19 protein-coding genes are annotated in these 18,134 nt (G+C 54.7%); 9 read left to right on the forward strand and 10 right to left on the reverse strand.

What is annotated here, in order from left to right:
- Positions 1-6: 6 nt before the first annotated feature.
- Complete coding sequence (locus ACJ8OK_RS14630) at positions 7-2,340, forward strand: primase-helicase zinc-binding domain-containing protein (protein ID WP_289528282.1); 2,334 nt, start codon at positions 7-9, stop codon at positions 2,338-2,340.
- Positions 2,341-2,558: 218 nt separating this feature from the next.
- On the opposite strand, the gene ACJ8OK_RS14635 is transcribed toward ACJ8OK_RS14630, so the two are convergent.
- The 10 genes from ACJ8OK_RS14635 to ACJ8OK_RS14680 all read right to left on the reverse strand — a co-directional run bounded on the left by ACJ8OK_RS14635 (position 2,559) and on the right by ACJ8OK_RS14680 (position 10,813).
- A complete protein-coding gene (locus tag ACJ8OK_RS14635) occupies positions 2,559-3,665 on the reverse strand; it encodes an SAVED domain-containing protein (protein WP_289528283.1) in 1,107 nt (368 codons plus the stop codon).
- A 1-nt stretch (position 3,666) separates the two neighbouring features.
- A complete protein-coding gene (locus tag ACJ8OK_RS14640) occupies positions 3,667-4,221 on the reverse strand; it encodes a 3'-5' exonuclease (protein WP_289528284.1) in 555 nt (184 codons plus the stop codon).
- Positions 4,211-4,690, reverse strand: a complete 480-nt coding sequence (locus ACJ8OK_RS14645) for a hypothetical protein (protein WP_289528286.1) — start codon at positions 4,688-4,690, stop codon at positions 4,211-4,213. Before ACJ8OK_RS14645 ends, ACJ8OK_RS14640 begins: the two co-directional genes overlap by 11 nt.
- 1 nt (position 4,691) lies before the next feature.
- Positions 4,692-5,915, reverse strand: a complete 1,224-nt coding sequence (locus ACJ8OK_RS14650) for a nucleotidyltransferase domain-containing protein (protein WP_289528288.1) — start codon at positions 5,913-5,915, stop codon at positions 4,692-4,694.
- 133 nt (positions 5,916-6,048) lie between these two features.
- The gene (locus ACJ8OK_RS14655; RefSeq protein WP_442530656.1) at positions 6,049-6,333 is read right to left on the reverse strand and encodes a DUF3892 domain-containing protein; all 285 of its coding nucleotides are present in this window, start codon (positions 6,331-6,333) and stop codon (positions 6,049-6,051) included.
- A 450-nt stretch (positions 6,334-6,783) separates the two neighbouring features.
- The gene (locus ACJ8OK_RS14660) at positions 6,784-8,166 is read right to left on the reverse strand and encodes an FKBP-type peptidyl-prolyl cis-trans isomerase N-terminal domain-containing protein (RefSeq protein ID WP_442530657.1); all 1,383 of its coding nucleotides are present in this window, start codon (positions 8,164-8,166) and stop codon (positions 6,784-6,786) included.
- A complete protein-coding gene (locus ACJ8OK_RS14665; RefSeq protein ID WP_147827632.1) occupies positions 8,163-8,555 on the reverse strand; it encodes a hypothetical protein in 393 nt (130 codons plus the stop codon). Before ACJ8OK_RS14665 ends, ACJ8OK_RS14660 begins: the two co-directional genes overlap by 4 nt.
- Positions 8,556-8,557: 2 nt before the next feature.
- Positions 8,558-9,193 carry a helix-turn-helix transcriptional regulator gene (locus ACJ8OK_RS14670; RefSeq protein ID WP_176326449.1) on the reverse strand — a complete coding sequence of 212 codons (636 nt, stop codon included), beginning with the start codon at positions 9,191-9,193 and terminating at the stop codon, positions 8,558-8,560.
- A gap of 330 nt (positions 9,194-9,523) precedes the next feature.
- Entirely contained in the window at positions 9,524-10,009 is a 486-nt protein-coding gene (locus tag ACJ8OK_RS14675; RefSeq protein WP_147827630.1) for a hypothetical protein, read from the reverse strand.
- A gap of 6 nt (positions 10,010-10,015) precedes the next feature.
- Positions 10,016-10,813, reverse strand: coding sequence for a winged helix-turn-helix domain-containing protein (locus ACJ8OK_RS14680; protein ID WP_147827629.1), 798 nt, complete (start codon positions 10,811-10,813; stop codon positions 10,016-10,018).
- Between the two features lie 438 nt (positions 10,814-11,251).
- On the opposite strand from ACJ8OK_RS14680, the gene ACJ8OK_RS14685 reads away from it, so the two are divergent.
- From ACJ8OK_RS14685 to ACJ8OK_RS14720, 8 genes are all read left to right on the forward strand, one after another.
- Positions 11,252-11,779 (forward strand): fimbrial protein, encoded by a 528-nt coding sequence (locus ACJ8OK_RS14685; protein WP_164096045.1) that lies wholly within the window; start codon positions 11,252-11,254, stop codon positions 11,777-11,779.
- 85 nt (positions 11,780-11,864) lie between these two features.
- On the forward strand, positions 11,865-12,398 hold the full coding sequence (locus ACJ8OK_RS14690) for a fimbrial protein (RefSeq protein ID WP_147827628.1): 534 nt from the start codon (positions 11,865-11,867) through the stop codon (positions 12,396-12,398).
- A gap of 137 nt (positions 12,399-12,535) precedes the next feature.
- On the forward strand, positions 12,536-15,067 hold the full coding sequence (locus ACJ8OK_RS14695) for an outer membrane usher protein (protein ID WP_217904332.1): 2,532 nt from the start codon (positions 12,536-12,538) through the stop codon (positions 15,065-15,067).
- A 106-nt stretch (positions 15,068-15,173) separates the two neighbouring features.
- Entirely contained in the window at positions 15,174-15,917 is a 744-nt protein-coding gene (locus tag ACJ8OK_RS14700; RefSeq protein ID WP_276529439.1) for a fimbria/pilus periplasmic chaperone, read from the forward strand.
- 27 nt (positions 15,918-15,944) lie between these two features.
- A complete protein-coding gene (locus tag ACJ8OK_RS14705) occupies positions 15,945-16,595 on the forward strand; it encodes a fimbrial protein (protein WP_411292231.1) in 651 nt (216 codons plus the stop codon).
- Positions 16,596-16,605: 10 nt separating this feature from the next.
- Entirely contained in the window at positions 16,606-17,121 is a 516-nt protein-coding gene (locus ACJ8OK_RS14710) for a fimbrial protein (protein WP_255201736.1), read from the forward strand.
- A complete protein-coding gene (locus ACJ8OK_RS14715) occupies positions 17,118-17,603 on the forward strand; it encodes a fimbrial protein (protein WP_176326447.1) in 486 nt (161 codons plus the stop codon). The genes ACJ8OK_RS14710 and ACJ8OK_RS14715 overlap by 4 nt, the downstream gene beginning before the upstream one ends.
- Positions 17,600-18,133: a fimbrial protein gene (locus tag ACJ8OK_RS14720; protein ID WP_176326446.1), complete on the forward strand. Its 534-nt coding sequence runs from the start codon at positions 17,600-17,602 to the stop codon at positions 18,131-18,133. Before ACJ8OK_RS14715 ends, ACJ8OK_RS14720 begins: the two co-directional genes overlap by 4 nt.
- Position 18,134 lies beyond the last annotated feature (1 nt).

Genomic DNA, 18,134 nt, shown 5'->3' on the forward strand with positions numbered 1-18,134 from the left:
AAGAGCATGAGCGCCCAGTTCGTTTCCCAGACCGTACGCACCGCCACCGGCCACTGGCCGGTGATACTCCCGGCTCTCGGTATCGCCTTACAGCCGAACGGCAAACTGCAGCCGTGTCCGACCTGCGGCGGCAAAGACCGTTTCCGCTTCGATAACCAGGACGGGCGCGGCACCTGGTTCTGCAATCAGTGCGGAGCCGGTGACGGCCTCAATCTGGTGGAAAAAGCCCTGTCGCTGTCAGCAAAAGCTGCCGCCGAACAGGTGGCCGCCGTGATGGGAGAAAACACCAACGCTCTGCCACCGGCCGCTGAGGCCGGTCATTCACCACAAGACAAGGCCGAGACCCAGCGCAAGGCCGCGCGACAGGCACAGGCTCTGGTGGCTGCCGCTCAGTGCAAAAGCGGCAATGCCTACCTGAGCGCCAAGGGCTGGCCGGAGGTGGACACCCTGACCCTGCACGGCCAGTCGCTGCGCGTTGGCGGTATCACCTTCCACCCCGACGACCTGCTGCTGCCACTGCACAATACCGGGGGCGAGGTGGTCAACGTGCAGCTGATTAACGCCAACGGTGACAAGCGCATGCTGGCAGGCGGGCAGGTCAAGGCTGCCTGCCACACCCTGAGCGGCCCGGACAACGCGGTTATCTGGCTCACCGAAGGCTACGCCACCGGCCTCACCGTGCATCGCCTGACCGGCGAAACGGTGTGCGTGGCGCTCAGCGCCAATAACCTGACGGCGGTGGCGGAGCAGCTGCGCAGCCACTACCCGGATGCGCGGCTGCTGCTGGCGGCTGATAATGACCGCAGCGGCACCGGACAGACCCGCGCCGCCGAGGCGGCCACAGTCACCGGCGGTATCCCGGCACTGCCGCCCTCGGAAGGCGACTGGAACGACGTTTATGGCCGGGAAGGGGCCGAGGCCACGCGCGCACAGCTCCAGGCGTTCAGCCAGCCGTCGCAGCCGAGCCCGTTCGACACGCTGAGCGATGCAGACCTCAAAGCCATGAGCGCCAGTGAGAAGGCCGGGCTGCTGGCCGAGCATTACGGCAACACCCTGGCGGTGCCGCCGGTGGGGGAAGAGCTGTGCCGCTATACGCGCGGCGCCTGGCAGGTGCTGCCGCACCGGCAGCTGAGCCGGGAGATTGCCGCGCTGTTCCAGAAGGTGCGCGCGCCGTTCTCCGCTGCGGGTATCAACAGTATTTTGGACACCCTCAAGCTGATGGTGCCGCAGATGGGCGACCCGGCCCGCCGGTTGATAGGCTTTCGTAACGGGGTATTCGATACCGTCAGCGGGCAGTTCAGCGCCCACCGGCAAGAGCACTGGCTGCGCACCGTCAACAGCGTGGACTACACGCCGCCGCGCGCCGGGGAGAACCTGGCCGACCATGCACCGCACTTCTGGCAGTGGCTGACGCGGGCCGCCGGGGGCAATTACGACAAGCAAGAACGTATCCTCGCGGCACTCTTTATGGTGCTGGCCAACCGCTACGACTGGCAGCTGTTCCTCGAAGTGACCGGCCCCGGCGGCAGCGGCAAGAGCGTGATGGCGGCCATCGCCCGGCTGTTGGCCGGAGCCGACAACACCACCTCCGCCACCATCGACAACCTGGAGTCGGCGCGCGAGCGGGCCAGTGTGGTGGGTTACTCGCTGATACTCCTGCCTGACCAGGAAAAGTGGAGCGGAGACGGGGCGGGTATCAAGGCCATCACCGGCGGCGATGCGGTCGCCATTGACCCGAAATACCGCGACGCCTACGCCGCCTACATCCCGGCGGTGATACTGGCGGTGAACAACAACCCGATGCAGTTCAGCGACCGCAGCGGTGGGGTATCCCGTCGGCGGGTGATTATCACCTTCCCGGACGCGATACCGCTGGCCGAGCGCGACCCGCAGTTGCTGGACAAAATCACCCAGGAGCTGGCGGTGATTGTGCGTCACCTGATGCAGCGTTTTGCCAACCCGAACGAGGCCCGTACCTTGCTTCAGGCGCAGCAAAGCTCGGACGAGGCGCTGACCATCAAACGCCAGGCTGACCCGCTGGTTGATTTTTGCGGCTACCTGACGGTGCTAGGCACCCCGGAAGGGATGATGATAGGCAATGCCAACATCACCCCACCGAACCCGCGCCGCTACCTGTATCACGCCTACTTGTCGTTTATGGCGGCACGGGGCTATCAGCACGTGATGAACCTGACGGCCTTTGGTTTGGCGGTGCCACAGACGCTGAGAGAGTATGAGAAAACCCTGCTCAAGCGTAAAACCCGGCTGGGGATGCAGACCAATGTGGTATTGAGTGAAGAGTGCGAAGCGGACTGGCTGCCGAAGTGTGGGGCGGTGTGACGATGAGCTGGACGATCGGTCGGGCCGATCAATCGCCCTTTATTGATCTGCCGAACCCATTGGACGCTCAATCATCGCACCGCCTATAGTGACAGTGAAAATACGCAGCAACACCAGGGCATTACCCCGACCGTTCTACGGCCGATCTAATAATGACAAGTGCTCCCAAACCGGCTCAGGCCGGTTTTTTATATCCTCGTTTCGCCCCAGTCCGACAGTCAGTTGGATGAGGGAACGGTGGGAGGCTTAACCACCGCGCCTCGCCGTTGCCCCTGTGTCGGCATCACCACCCCCCAGGGGTAGGCCGGCTGCTGTTCTTTCTCGTATTGATAAACAATGAGCTGCGCCAGATTGCGATTGTCATAACGGCGGCCGAAATTGAGCGCAATGCTGCTGGGGGCGGCCAAAATCACGTGGATGCGTTCGGCGCCGCACGCCGTCAGCATTTTGACCTGTTCGATAAATTGCAGCGCCAGCCGGGTTTGTTTGGACTGTGACCAGTGATTACCGAGCGTTGTGGCGTTCAGCGAGAGATGCGACAGCGGGTAGGCGGGGAAGGTTTGCCGTATGGCGGCAATGTCGGCCTGGTAGGACACCGAGACCGCCAGCACCACATCTTTGGCCGCTGAGGTGATGAGGCTTTCCATCAGGGTAAAATCGGCGCCGTCGTCGGCGGCGTTGTTGTCAATCAGCCGCCAGGCCTCTTGCGCTCGGTCCCAGTCATAGACGCAGACCGGGCCATTGTCATCGAGAATGGCGCCAATGAAGAAGGTGAACGGAACCGGCAATTGCCCGCCATACACCAGCGTCAAATCCTGATGGTCGATACCGTCAATGCGGGTGGCGATATTGCTGGCCAGCGTGCTGATATTGTCGTCAAAGGCCTCTTCCGGGTGACTGATTGCACCATCCCGTATCCGCTGCGTCATATCGAGGGTTAATGCGTCTATCTTACCCTTGAAATGACGAGAGACCGTTTTATGCAGCGGCGTTGTCGCGACTTTCCGCAGTGCTCTCCCTTCTATAACCACCCCCTTTTTGCGCACCGTGATTTTAGCCTCCCGGTAGGCGTCGACCAGCAGCCAGACAAATCCCCCCAGGATGATCAATGCCGCCACGAAATTGACGAAATAGTCCGTGATGACATTCCCCTCGGAGACGGCCAGCGAGAAGCGGGCATCGCCTTTCTCCAGCGTTAACGCCTTCCCCAGTGAGTTGTTCACACTCAGGATCCCGGCGCCGAGCAGCATGATGAGGTATTGAATTTTCCGCTGGCGCGTTTTCCAGTCGACCAGCTTTATCAGAATATATTTTATCGTTTCCATGTCAGTGCTTTTCCATCATGTGTGCTTTTATCTTCAAAAACATTTCGGCCTGATACAGCGCGTCATCCAGCGCGTTGTGGCTGCCGTGGTTTTTGAGATTAAATTGGGAGTCGATACGGCTGGAGCGGGTGTCTTGCCAGCGGCTGCCGGTGGCGCCCATGTACAGGGCTTTGATATCGAGGGCCGCAAAGCCAAACGGATTATGGCCGAGATAAACGTGAAAGTAGTAATTGATGAATGACCAGTCGAAAGCCGCATTGAAACCGACGAAAATCGGTTTACTCGTGGCGTCGGTGACGGACATTACCCAGTGGGCAAATTGCTGCATGGCCGCTTTCGGAGCGATGCCGCGTGTTATTTGGGTCTGCAGATTGAAACCGGTGACGGCCAGCGCTTCAGGATCGTAATGCAGATTCAGTGGTTGCACTTCAATGTAAAAGCGTTCCGCCGGGCGGTCGATGACGCAGGCGCCAATAGAGAGCAGGCTGCACACGCCGGGTATGGGCCCGGCAGTTTCAATATCGACCGAGATAAAGCCTTCATGTTCAACGCTCATTTTTAACCTCGCTGGTGCGTGGGTGCTTGCCGCCGCCTTCCCAGTCGCGGGTGCGCAGCCACTGTTCAAAATAAAACAGCCAGAGCGACGCCCAGGGAATGATCGTGTCGCTGATTTTTAACTGGGCACGCCATTCGCTGAGCCCATCGTCGGCCTGTGAGCCAGGCAAAAACAGGCACAGCCTGGCGCCGGGAATATGCTTATCGGCGGGATACAGGTGCGGAATAGCCCGCGTACCGGCCAACGCGAAGAGATCCGGTTCTGTCACCACGCAAATCGGTGGGGTGAGCAGGCTATATCGGATCGCGACCTTGTAGCGGCGGCTGAACAGCGAGGGTTGCAGCCATCCTTCCCATAGCAGGGTGCGATCGTGATGGATAATGCGCAGCCGTTCATACGGGCTGCCGGCTTTCAACGCGTGATATTGCTGGGCGAGGGGCAGCGGTTTGCAGTGATGCTTGATAACCACGTTATTCACCGTAGAAGGTGTTTTTAGGCACGCTGGCATGGGCTGCCGTACTGGCGAGGCCGGTGGCGATCAGCCCGCCGGTTTTCTTATCAAGATGCAGGCTGCCTTGTTCTCTGGCCGACTGCATATGCTCCATCAGTCGTTGCCTGACGACATCGACCGGCGTTTTGCCGAAGCTGTCTTCGAGGCTCAGGAACAGGTTATCTTCCCCCACGCTGGCGGCGATGGTGTTAAACGTCGCCTGGGCCGCGGCATGCCACTGGTAAAAGGTTTCACTGCGCTGAGGGCCCTCATCCTGCTCTGAGCGGTTCCACTTCTCGGCGAAGTTTTCCTCCGGCATGTGCGGGTTGCTGACCTGGAACTCTCCCTGCGTCGACACGATGAAATCCGGCATCAGTTCCAGTACGTCTAACAGAATATCCAGGTCGTTGTCGTAGGCGCGCCTGGCCGCAATGATGTGGTTGTAGGCATGGCAAGCCAGCGTGGTGATGATGACCGAAATTGGGCGGCAGCGCTGCTGGAGGTCATCCTGCTCGACGGCCCATTCGTCACGGTGGCGTTTGAGAATTTGTACGATGCGATTAAGCAATTTTTTGTCGGTGCTGTCCGGCAGCGGGAGCAGCGCCTCGGTGCCCACGCGGCTGGCGGAATCCATGACCAGAATGGTGCGGAGGGGCTGCACGCTGGCGCTGCTATCGAACCACTCGGCGTAGCCGCTGGGGTTGGACTCCTTCCAGGCGGTTTGCGCATCTACGACCCACAGCGGCTGGCCCGGATGTTGTGCGCCGGTGTGATCGCGGCCCGGCGTGATATCCAGATGATAATCTCCGGCATAGTTGATACGGAATCCACGGGGTAAATCGCTTAATAGATCTTTATAAGTGTTATGCGACTCCAGTCGCCGGCGAATGGCCGATATTACGCCGGTATAATCCGCCTGGGTGGCATGGGGCAGATAACAAATCAGGTCAATATCGTATTGCTCTTCATTTTTGGGCTTAACGGTGGTGTTGAGCCGCACGCTGCCCTGCGGGTAAATAACGGCATCTTGCAATAGCGGATCGTCGCCTTCAGACAGGAAGGTGCCGACCCCGTTATAGGCGCTTTTGATGTTGGCGTATTGGGTTTTGGTGAGATCCAGCGTTTCAATAATTTGCGATAATAAATCGGCGATACGCTGCTTTTTTCCTGCCGGCAGGCTTCTGGCGGTAGCGGAACCGTACATAGTATTTCCTTATGCTATGGGGGCCGCTGTACTGCGGGCGTGAGAACGCCACAGCGGCCAATAATAAAAAGGGGGGAAGCGATGGGCCGCAAGCAGGCCCACACACCGTATCAGTCATGACACTCGGGTGACGTCAGGGGCATTCCGGCAGGCTGAGCAGGTTATTGGGGTGTTCGCCGTCATTTTGCGTTTTGAGGTATTTATTCCCCGCCGCGCTGATTGAGACAATCACCCAGACGGAATGGCCATTCGCGGTGACCCAAAAGCGCCAGGTGCCCGCCTCGATACCGGCAATGGCGTCTGCTTGGGACAGAGACCAACGGATGCCATCAGCATTGACGCCGCCGATAGCCTGAATGCGCTCATGCGCGTTTTGGCGATCGGATTTTCTGATACAGGTGACTTGATGGTCCGACATAACAACTCCTCGGTTAGGGGCATATTTACGCATAGGCGTAAGGGAAAATAAAAATAATGGGCCGGATAGCCCTCTACGTAACCTGGGTTGAAATCACTGCCATAAATGTATAGCCGGCTAATGGTGGTGCATTCAATAGCTAGCCTATTACGGGTGCTGAAGCTTCTAATTGTCTGTGGCGTTAATCATGTTTTTTGTCCTCATTAAAGTCAACATCAATAGGATGGTTTTTTTGATTTGTTATTATGTAATTTTTATAATTTGAGGAAATAATTTTTATAATTAATATTTATTTTAACAATGTATTGATGGCAGCTCGATTCTGAAGGCGTTTATTTTTGTAATTTAATTTAATTTAATTTAATTTAATCGCAATACTAGGTTTTATCTGTCATTGATAGGTTGCGCATCAGCCTGATAGCCCTATTAAATTCACGAGAGATATCAGGGCTAGGGCCGTGTTTTAGCTTGAGCGGGTGGGTATACCTCCGCTATGCGCAAGGTGTAGATCATGGTGGCGTTGGGGGGAACTTTCGGTGGGTAGCCTTTCTCCCCGTAAGCCTGTTCAGGAGGAACCACCAGGGTCATCGTACCGTGGTTTTGCAGCAGCGAAATGGCCTCTTTAAACAACGGTGGGAAATCCGCCACCGGCTGCGACAGCGTGGCGCCAGTTGCTTCCATATCTTGCACCACGGTGCCGTCGACCAGCGTTTCTTTTACCACCATATCCACCGAGGCGGTAGCGGGGATCTTCGCATCGCCCGCATAGTCGATACGGTACCAGAACCCGGACGATGCCCGGTGAACGCGCTTATCTTTCTTGAACTCCCCTAGATAGGCCGCGCCTTTTTGCCGTTGGGTTGCGCTGATTTTTTCTCTTGCGGATACCACCTTTTCCTCGGCGGTGGCCAGGATGTTATTGAGTTCATCATCCGGCAACATCCGCTTGCCCGCAAAGGCATCTGCAATGCCAGCCAAGAGCATTCCCTTCTCCGATCTCACTCCCCAACGCTGCCGTTCTTCCTGCATTTGCAGAATTTCCTCTCCCAGTGAAACGCCTGCGGCGTAATCCTCACGCGGTTGTGCGCCTTTGAGCGCATCGGCCGTCACCAGAAGGGGGCTTCGCGCTTGCAAAGAAGCCATGTCGGCTCGCGTATCTGCCAGTTTCTTAACGGTTTCATCCAGTTCGGTTTGCATCAGTTGACGCTGTGACCGCCATTCAGCTTGCTGTTCCCGCAGCACCACGTCGCGCTTTTCTGCTTCCAGCAGCCAATTTTTTTGCTGGTTGGCTGCCGCTGATAAGGCCTGGTTTTCTGCTTTTGCTTTGGACAACTGTTGCTGCAATACCGCCCGATCCTGATCCCACCGCTGCTGTATCTGTACCAGGTTGGCTTTTGCCTGACGCTCTGTCGGTGTCACCCCCAACGCCTGGCGCAAGCTTTGCGCCAGTTGGGATAGCGCGGCCCAATCCGGCGTTGCCGTTACGGCGTTTTGTCGCAGACGGGTTATCTGTAATTTTAGCTGGGCTATTTCCGTGCGCTGTTGCTCGATAGCCTTATCCTTCATTCGCCAGGATTCGCGCTGTACTGGCGGTTTGTTGTCGGGCTTACCTTTCTCGGGGCTTGGGGTTGGGTGTTTTTCGGTGCGAGGGCGATCCCGCGCGGCAGGGGCTTTTTCTGCCGGGTAGCCTTTGTCGCTGTATTGCTCGGCAAACTGCAGCAAGGCCGGAATATCGGCATTACCCTTGCTTGGCGCCGATGAAGCCGCGGGCAGCAGCATCCCCCCAGCCAGGCAGGCCAAAAAACGGTAGGTCAGCCGTTTCCAGACGATCATTTTATCGCACCGCCGCGTTTCGCCAGTTCGGTAAGCAATGCCTGATTAATCTCGGCGCATTGATAGCTCACCTGATAACGATAGAGGGCATCAACGGTCTCTTGCGTGCGCTCGTTGACCTGGGGGCGCACACCGGCATATTGCGAAGCGCCGGACATCAGGTTGTCGAACACCTGTTTTTTAGTCGGGTAATCCGCCGTTTTCAGCGTCCCCAGTGCGTTTAAATTCTGTTGGCACTGCTTTAAATCCTGGGTTTCACGCTTGACCTTTTCATCCTGCAACGTGCTGGCCGAGGCGGTTTTTATCTGAGGCGTTTTGGTGGACTGGCAACCGCTTACCAACAGTACGCCCATCAATACTGCCGTGATGGGTAGAGACGAATGGCTCATGTTCAATTTCCTTTTCGTTGTTGATGGCTGGTTAAACCGCCTTGTAGCATCCAATGGAACAGTTCGTTAGTTCGCTTAAAATTCAATTTTTTCATCGCTGCGCGTTTGTGCGAGCTTATGGTCTTCTCCTTAATGCCCAAGAGGCTGGCAACGCCGGCATGTGTTTTTCCCTGCTGGAGTTGATACAGAACTTCTTGCTCACGCGGTGTGAGTGATTCGTGGTGGCAAACTTTGCTGCCTTGTCGCGTTCTTTCGGGCGAAGGTTGCGGGGCAAGTAGGGTGTTCCCAATAAGCTGCAACACGCTGTTCACCGATTGATGCCGGTATAAGATATTGGACTTGGCCAGGCCACGATAGAGATGCTGCAGGTGAGCATCTTTTCTTTCCGCGATGGCAAAATAAAGTGTTGCACTGTGGCCCCCTGGTCGATTGCCAGGTGAGATTAATGTACCGCAGCGAATGGCCTGAAAGACAATATCAGCAGCTATTCCCGCACAGGTACCAGTGTAAAAACGAATGTTTCTATGTTTTAAATGGTTGGATAGTGCCTTAATGAGCCCTATGGTGTAAAAGCTATCATCGTCGATTATGCGGATGGCCAATGTTGTCTTTATGGTGCCATTTTTCGTACCGGTCATGTGCTCTGCGCTCTGGTTTTCGTTTTTTGCCCTGGTCATTAATTTATTTTTAGATTCCGATTATCATTGTTATGTATGTACTTAGTTTGGTATGTACTTATCGACTAATCAGAATCAGCCATAGACTAACCAACGAGAAGTGTTCTGTTCAAGTTAACGATGTTTAATGGTCATGATTGGTGATAGTTTTTTATAATCTAGTTTTTATTAGATTTTTTCTCTGTGAATTTGGTTGTGTGGGGGGGGTATTAGATAGTTGGGCTGCAGGGGGCGTGAGGCTCTAAAGTGGCTTAATCAATTAATGACAGGTGATTAAGCCTGTTTATGAAGTTAATCTGGTGTTTTCACGCAAACAAAATGGGGGTTGGTTAGTCCTTTAATAAAATAGGCTTCATCATTTAATCTCTTGGTTTCCATATAGAAAGCGATGCCGGGTGCTTCTGGCAATACATACTGTTGCCAGAGGTGGTCTGGTAGGCTATCTATGGGGTGGTGCTCTTCCCGGGTGATCATGGTTTTCGAGTAGCCTTTAAAATCAGATTGCTTAATGACCATGAAAAGACGCCTGGAAATAACATAACTATTATCAGGATCTTTGAGGGAGCCCACCGCGAGCAATTCACTGCTGCCTTTATGGGCGGTGACGACGCTGATATCCAGATTAAGTTCAAGCGTTTTACCCTCTTTTGAAACGATGTGCGAACTCAAATGCGTGTTACAGCGAAAAGGTTTCCAGCTCTCGTGGTGGCGATAAACAAAAGCGCCACTCAAGACAACGATGATGACGCTCGATAAAACGATCACAATCTTTTTCATGTAAACCTACTCAACCTGTTTGAAGTTGTTACAGTTTGTATAGCTCATATCGCTGTTTTTGGCGCAAGCGGCCATAAAAGACACCTTAAGCAAGTTGTTGGCAGGGCGCGCTTCCATATAGTAAATGTCCCGATCGGTCTGCGTGCAATCGACCTCTTCATCAGCCAGCATCTTTTTCACTCGACCTGCTTGATCGGGCTCAGGTTTCCCTTCACCCAGAGTAAAGATCCGACATTTATCCTGAGTCCCGATGAGTGCGGGTTGTTCATTTTTGCTCAGGGTTAACCACGTCGTCGCCGCCGCGGTGACGCCCAGGGCAAGAAGGAGAGACAATGCCGCCATTTTCATTTTGCGTGATGGTTTTTTCGAACTTACGGCCACATCGCCCGCGACGATGTTTACCTCTGTCGCCTGCTGACTTATCGGCGGCAGAAGATCCATCTGTTCAGCCGATAGCGATTCCTTTGGCGGCTTGGTCTCCGGGTGGATTTCCGCATCCATTTTAAAGCCTATCCGCGGCACGGTGATCAGTATGTCTTTGCTTAGCCCAAGTGCTTCAAAGGCTTTTCTCAGCTCACTGATATGGTTGCTCAATGTGGCGCTGGACGGAGAAAACCCATAATCCTCCCAGACGTGCTTGATCAGCGCTTCACGCGTTAATTCAATTTTATTATTCCTTATCAGCTCGCTTAATAACCGTGTAGCCGGATTAGATAACCCTACCGTTAGTAAGTTATCGTTCTTAAGCATCAACAATTGACTGTCCGGATCGAAAATCAGGGTGAGATTTATTATATATTTCATTTGGATACCTGTTTAATTCTGGTGCGTAAGCATAAAATTAGTCAATGATAAGAATAGTCTTGCTTGGGTAGTGAGGGGGAATCTAAGGGAGGTTAACACTTGTAGTCAACACCCTTTAGAAAAATTATTCACCACCTGAAATGACATTGAATTTAAAGGAGTGTTATTTTTTAATTAATTCAAATCATTGGTTTTATATTCTTAATTTTATTTTAATTTTTTGTGATTTTGGAGTTTTAATCTAATTAATTGCAATTAATTAGATTATTTAGCTATTGTGTTTTTTTGTCGATATCATGATTTCCAGTTGCCGGTAGTGATAACACGGCCTTGAGAACGGAGGCGTAAGTTTCCTATTCCATGGGCCGGTTGTGTGAATCTGAATACATGGCGACTTCACACAAATGGGAAATGACCTTAATTAAGGATAAAGTAGAAATGAAATTGAATAAAATTATGATGGCAGCAGTATTGGCATTCGGCACTATTTCTGGCGCACAGGCTGCTGATCAAGGACACGGTAAAGTGACCTTCACCGGCTCCATTATTGATGCACCTTGCTCAATTGACCCTAAGTCTATTGATCAGACTGTAGATCTGGGCTCAGTGTCTAACGTTTCCCTGCTTAATGGTGGTAACTCTGACCCGAAACCGTTTGAAATCCATCTGGAAAAATGCAGCCTGGACACCGCTAAAACCGTGACCACCACCTTTGACGGTGCGGCTGGCAAAAATGGCCTGCTGGGTATGACGGGCGATGCCAAAGGCGCCAGCATTGCGATTACCGATGGTAGCAATAATGTCATTGAACTGGGCAAACCTACCACGGGCCAACTGATCAGCGCGGGTGCCACAGAAGCAACTCTGGCCTTCAGCGCTTATCTGAAAGGCGACGGCGGCGATGATAAATCTATCGTTCCGGGTAAATTCCAGAGCGTGGCTAACTTCATCCTGAACTACAAATAATTTGATTTATTGACTGGATTAATCATGCATGCGGGCAGAGGCCCGCATGCATTCTTGTCAGGGTGGCGTGCAGGAGAATAATGAGATGAAAAGGCTAAAAATGCGTTATTCGGCGTTTTGCCTGTTAATGCTGTTACCTATGGAGAGCAGCCTGGCTGCGGCAGGTTGGGGGCGGGTTAACATGCAAGGTGCCGTAATAGAAACGGCCTGCGCCATTGATACCGACAGCCGAGATCAGACTATTGATATGTCCACGGTGCCGTTGAGCCAAATAATGCGTGATGGGAAAGGTGCTACCCGACCCTTCAGTATTCGCCTGGTTAATTGTGTTTTGGATCGCATAGATGAAAATTTACCGAAGTGGCAACGATTTCAGGTGACATTTGATGGTCGGGAGGATAATGGATTATTCGGTGTCGATGGGCAAGCGCGCGGGGTTGCGCTACAACTTGCCGACAGCGAAGGCAATATCGTTTCGCCAGGCAACCCAACGCCGTTGCTGGACATTACCGAAGGGAACAGAGAATTAAATTATTCGCTGCGACTGGTCAGTAATCAACAGTTATTACGCAGTGGGGAATACACTTCGAGTATTAAATTTAAAATGGATTATTACTGAATAGATTCTAGCGATGCGTTAAACATTAAATTTTAATTCACAGGGTGTGCCTTTTACTTATTTCCTTTTCGTGGAAATAAAGAGGGTTTGCATTGATAGCCTTGGCGTAAAAATAAGAATAAAAGGGATTGATAAGCATGATGATGCCGAGCTGGACTTTATTGCCCTTCCGCCCGCGTGCTGTGGGTATTTATATTGCCTGCGCATTGGGTTTGTTTGGGTATTACGCCAGTGCGGAAGAGGTGCAGTTCAATACTGACGTTCTGGATGTTAAAGATCGCGATAATATTGACCTGGGCCAGTTCTCGCGTGGCGGTTATATCATGCCGGGCGATTACATGATGCTAGTGCGTGTTAATAAGCAGGAGTTGCCTGAGCAAAGTGTTATTTTTTACCCGGCGGAACAGGACGCGAACGATAGCGCTGCATGTATCAGCACGGCAATGGTGGAACAATTTGGCTTAAAACCAGACATGAAAGAAAAGCTGACCTGGTGGCATCAGGGCGAGTGCTTATCGTTGGAGAGCCTGCCGGGCACCGCGGTGCGCGGCGATTTAGGTACCGCCAGCCTGACCCTGAGCGTGCCGCAGGCCTACCTGGAATATGCCGCCGATAACTGGGATCCGCCGTCGCGTTGGGATGAGGGCGTGCCGGGCTTGCTGTTGGATTATTACCTCAACGCGCAGACCCAGCGGCAACAGCAACGCGGGCAGCAGGGGTATAACCTCAGCGGCAACGGTACGCTGGGCGCAAACCTCGGGGCATGGCGGTTACGGGCGGACTGGCAGACACGGCTGGATCATCAAACCGGCAGCGGTGAGGGCACACGCCAAAATTGGGACTGGAGCCGTTATTACGCCTATCGCGCAATACCGCATTTGGGGGCAAAGCTGTCGGTTGGTGAGAACTACCTGTATTCCGACATCTTCGATAGCTTCCGCTTTACCGGTGCCAGCCTGATCAGCGACGACAGCATGTTGCCGCCGAACCTGCGCGGCTATGCGCCGGAGGTCACCGGGGTGGCGCGCACCAACGCCAAGGTGGTGATCAGCCAGCAGGGGCGGGTGCTGTATGAAACCCAGGTCGCATCCGGTCCGTTCCGTATTCAGGACATCAACGATGCGGTTTCGGGGCAGTTGGATGTGCGGGTGGAAGAACAGGACGGCAGCGTGCAGGAATTCCGTATCGATACCGCCAGCATCCCGTATCTGACCCGACCGGGGACGGTGCGCTACAAAGTGGCCAGCGGCCGCCCTTCGGACTGGAAGCACAGTACCAACGGCCCGCTGTTTGCGACCGGTGAATTTTCCTGGGGAGTCAGCAACGGCTGGTCGCTGTACGGTGGCGGTGTAGCGGGCGGTGATTACAACGCACTGGCGGTCGGTATCGGGCGGGATCTGATGATGTTCGGCGCACTGTCGTTCGACGTGACTCAGTCGCGGGCACGCTTGCCACAACTGGAGGACGGCACCCTGACCGGCGGCTCCTACCGGCTGAGCTACTCGAAAAACTTCGACGAGTACGACAGCCAGGTCACCTTCGCCGGTTACCGCTTCTCGGAACGGAACTATATGTCGATGAGCGAATATCTGGATGCGCGTACCTACGGCACGCGTAACCAGAACAGTAAAGAGATGTACACCATCAGCTTCAGCCAGCACTTCCGCGATCTTGGGTTAAGTGCCTACCTGAACTACAACCATCAGACTTACTGGAACAGTACGGCGAACGATCGTTACACCCTGACGCTGTCGCGCAATTTTGATGTTGGCCAGTTCAGGAACCTGAGTCTGTCGCTGACGGGGTACCGCAATAAGTATAACGGCGTCAACGATGACGGCATGTATCTCTCGCTGTCGATGCCGTGGGGCGGCAGTGGGTCGCTCAGTTACAGCGGCAGTTTCGACCGCAACGACAACACCCACCAGGTGGGGTATTACGATCGGCTGGACAACGGCGACAGCTATCAGTTGAGCAGCGGCATCACCCGCAACGGCGCAACGGCGAGCGGTTATTACACCCATCAGGGCGATATAGCGCAGGTTAACGCCAACGCCAGCTATCAGGAAGGGCGCTATTCATCCGCTGGCCTGTCGCTGGAAGGGGGCGCCACCGCCACCCTGAAAGGCGCGGCGCTGCACAGATCGGGGATGATTGGCGGTACCCGCATGATGCTGGACACCGGCGGCGTTGCGGATATTCCGATCGGCGGTTATGGCGTGGTGACGCGTACCAACCGCTTCGGCAAGGCGGTGGTGACGGATGTCGGTAGTTATTACCGCAATCGGGTCAGCATCGATGTAAACAAGTTGCCAGAGAATGCCGAAGCGACACGATCAGTGGTGCAGGCCACCCTGACCGAAGGGGCGATTGGTTACCGCCGATTTGAAGTGATCGCCGGTGAGAAAGCGATGGCGGTGATCCGCCTAGCGGACGGCTCCACGCCGCCGTTTGGTGCCACGGTGCAAAACCACAAAAAGCAGGATGTGGGCATCGTTAACGACGACGGCAATGTGTACCTGAGCGGCATTAACCCGAACGAGGAAATGACCGTGCGATGGGATGGGCGGGCGCAGTGCGCGCTGACATTACCGGCGCAAATACCGCCAGGCGATGTGGCCAAGCTGTTGTTGCCGTGCCGCCTGTTGCCGGAGGCGGCGGCGGAATAACGACGGAAACGAAAACCTATTTAGCCACAGAGACAGGCCGGGGCTGCTTTTCTACCACTGGCCATTTTATTGAATTTAAAGAAGTGAGTAATTAACGATGAACCTAATGAAACAATCCTTTTTTCCGCTGATGAGCGGTCTGCTAGCCGGTGTGTTGGGCCTGCAGCAGGCTCAGGCGGCGATAGCGCTGGATCGCACCCGCGTGGTGTTCAACGGCAGCGAGAAATCGACCAGCCTGAGCGTTAGCAACGAGAACAAACAACTGCCTTACCTGGCGCAAGGTTGGGTGGAAGACGCCCAGGGCAATAAAATAACCACTCCGTTGACGGTACTGCCACCATTGCAGCGCCTGGAGCCGGGGGCAAAAAGCCAGATGAAGGTACAGGCTTTACCGGCTGCCAACCTGTTGGCGCAAGATCGTGAGACGCTGTTCTACTTCAACCTGCGCGAGATCCCGCCAAAGAGCGAAAAACCCAACACACTGCAACTGGCACTGCAAACGCGGATCAAACTGTTTTATCGGCCAAAAGCGCTAATCAGTGCCGAAAGCGCGGCACCCTGGCAGGAACAGCTGACGCTAACCAAATTTGGCGACAAATTTCAGGTGAACAACCCAACGCCGTATTACGTCACCATTGTGGATGCCAGCAGCAAACCAGGGGCGGTGGGGGCTAAGGGCTTTGAACCGCTGATGGTGGCGCCAAAAAGCAAAGAGACGTTGAATCTGGGGGCGTCTGCGCTGGGCAATGCGCCGGTACTGACCTACGTCAATGATTACGGCGGCCGCCCACAGTTGCAGTTCAGCTGTAGCGGGGCCGAGTGCAAGGCTAAACCAGTCAAGCCAAGCTGATAAGCGGGCGTAAAGAGGGAACTGAACATGCAACAGAGAAAACAGAGGAGCGGCTTCCTGTCTTGCCCTGAACGGCAATACCTGTTGGCCCGAGTGGCTGCGGTGATGATGGTGCCGGTGGTGATCGGCAGCATGCTGGCGCTGATGCCCGCGGCCAGCGCGGCAGATAACGGGAACGTTGACGGTGCCAATGGGGTGTTGCATGTGCGTGGTGCCTTGACCGAAAGCGCCTGTCGCCTGGAAATGGCCTCGGCTTATCAGGATGTGTGGCTGGGGGAAACTGGTACCGCCCGGTTGGCGCAGGTAGGAGCGCAGGGTACGCCGGTGGCGGTGCAGTTGCGTTTGCGGGATTGTTTACGCAGCCCGGCAAACAGTCGCGATCAGCGCAGCGGCAACCTGCTGTGGAACCTGAATCAACCTGCGGTTTCCGTTAGCTTCGTTGCACCGGCGGATACGGATAATCCGCAATTGATCGGGGTGCGTGGGGCTTCCGGCATCGGGTTACGGATGCTTGATGCACAGGGACGGGACATTCGTCTGGGGAGCCGTGGGGCGCCGCTGGTGCTGGCGGCGGGGCAAGATAGCCTGACCTATAGCCTGATGCCGGAACGGACGCGGGCTCCGTTGCGGGCAGGTGCTTATTTGGCCCATATCGACTTCAGGCTTAACTATGATTAGGGCGAAAGAGATGGCTGCTGAACGCGTATATCGATTGCCGCTGGTTATGGCATGCTTGGCGCTTGCGAGCTGGTGGGCAACCGCACCGGTGCTGGCAAAAACCGCTACGGCGACGGTAACCGTCAAGATTACGGTAGTGGAGCCGCCGTGCGACATCAACAACAACAACTTGATTGAAGTGAATTTCGGTAATGACGTGATGACCACCCGCGTTGACGGCGAATATAAAAAAATGCCGATCGTCTATGCGGTGCAGTGCCAGGGAGGCGCGGCCGGCGCTGCACGGATGCGTATTGAAGGTAACGGCGCCACGTTTGATTCCGAGGTATTAAAGACCAATAGAACAGATTTAGGCATCGAGCTGCTCAACGTTAATAGCGGCAAGCGGCTGCCAATTAATAGATGGTTGAACTTCAATTATCCCGCATTACCCGTGCTTGAGGCTGTGCCGGTAAAACGGGTTGGCGCCAAACTCAGCGGCGGAGTTTTTTCCGCCGGTGCGACGATGATGGTGGAATATCGATGAAACTTTATTCAGGTGTTGCCTTGTTGTTCGCCTGCTGCACACTGAGCAGAGCGGGAATGGCGGCGGAGAACATGACGTTTTTCGGCACCCTGGTCGAACCCCCTGCCTGCACGATTAATAACGGCGGACTGGTGGACGTCGATTTCGGCAATCGCGTGGGGATAAAAAAGGTCGATGGGGTGAATTATTTGCAGCCAATGAACTACCAGGTCAATTGTGATCCCAACGCGCAGGCTTGGGCAATAACGCTGGAAATCGTTGGCGTCTCGGCGGATTACGATCGGGCGGCGGTGGTGACTGGTGTCAAGGATCTGGCCATTCAGATTAAACAGAACGGTGTCCCGTTTGAGCTTAATAAGCCGATACCCATCCAACTGACGAACCTGCCCCACTTGGAGGCTGTGCCGGTAAAACGCCAGGGCGCGACGCTAAAAGAAGGGCCATTTGAGGCTACGGCTACCCTAAAGGCGGTTTACCAATGAACGGGTATCCGCGGTTTCTCAATACGGCGCTGATTGCCGGGCTATTGGCGCTGAGCTGTGCCGCACTGGCCGACAATGTACGTTTGCATGGCGCATTGGTGGCAGAGCCCTGTGTGATCGCGCCAGGGGACGAAAATGTGAGGCTCGATTTTGGCACGGTGATCGACAAATACTTGTACGCCAATGAACGTACCCACGGGCAGGCGTTCGATATTCGCTTGGGGGAGTGCGATTTGAGCCTGGGGAAAACGGTCAAGGTGACCTTCAGCGGAACGGAAAACCAGAGTCTTAAGGGGTTGCTGGCGATTGAGGGGGGCAGCCAGGCGTCTGGCATCGCGATCGGTATGGAAACGCAGGGCGGCCAACCTCTCCCGCTGAACAAGGCCGGTGAGGGATACCGGCTGGTTGCTGGCAATAATACCCTGACGGTGCTGGCCTATGTGCAGGGTGAGCCGGAGGCTATCGCTCGCCGCACCATAGAGCACGGCCCGTTCAGCGCGATTGCCACCTTCCGCTTGGAATATGAATAAG

This window comes from Serratia sp. CY71090 (assembly GCF_052166845.1).
GTDB lineage: Bacteria > Pseudomonadota > Gammaproteobacteria > Enterobacterales > Enterobacteriaceae > Serratia > Serratia nematodiphila.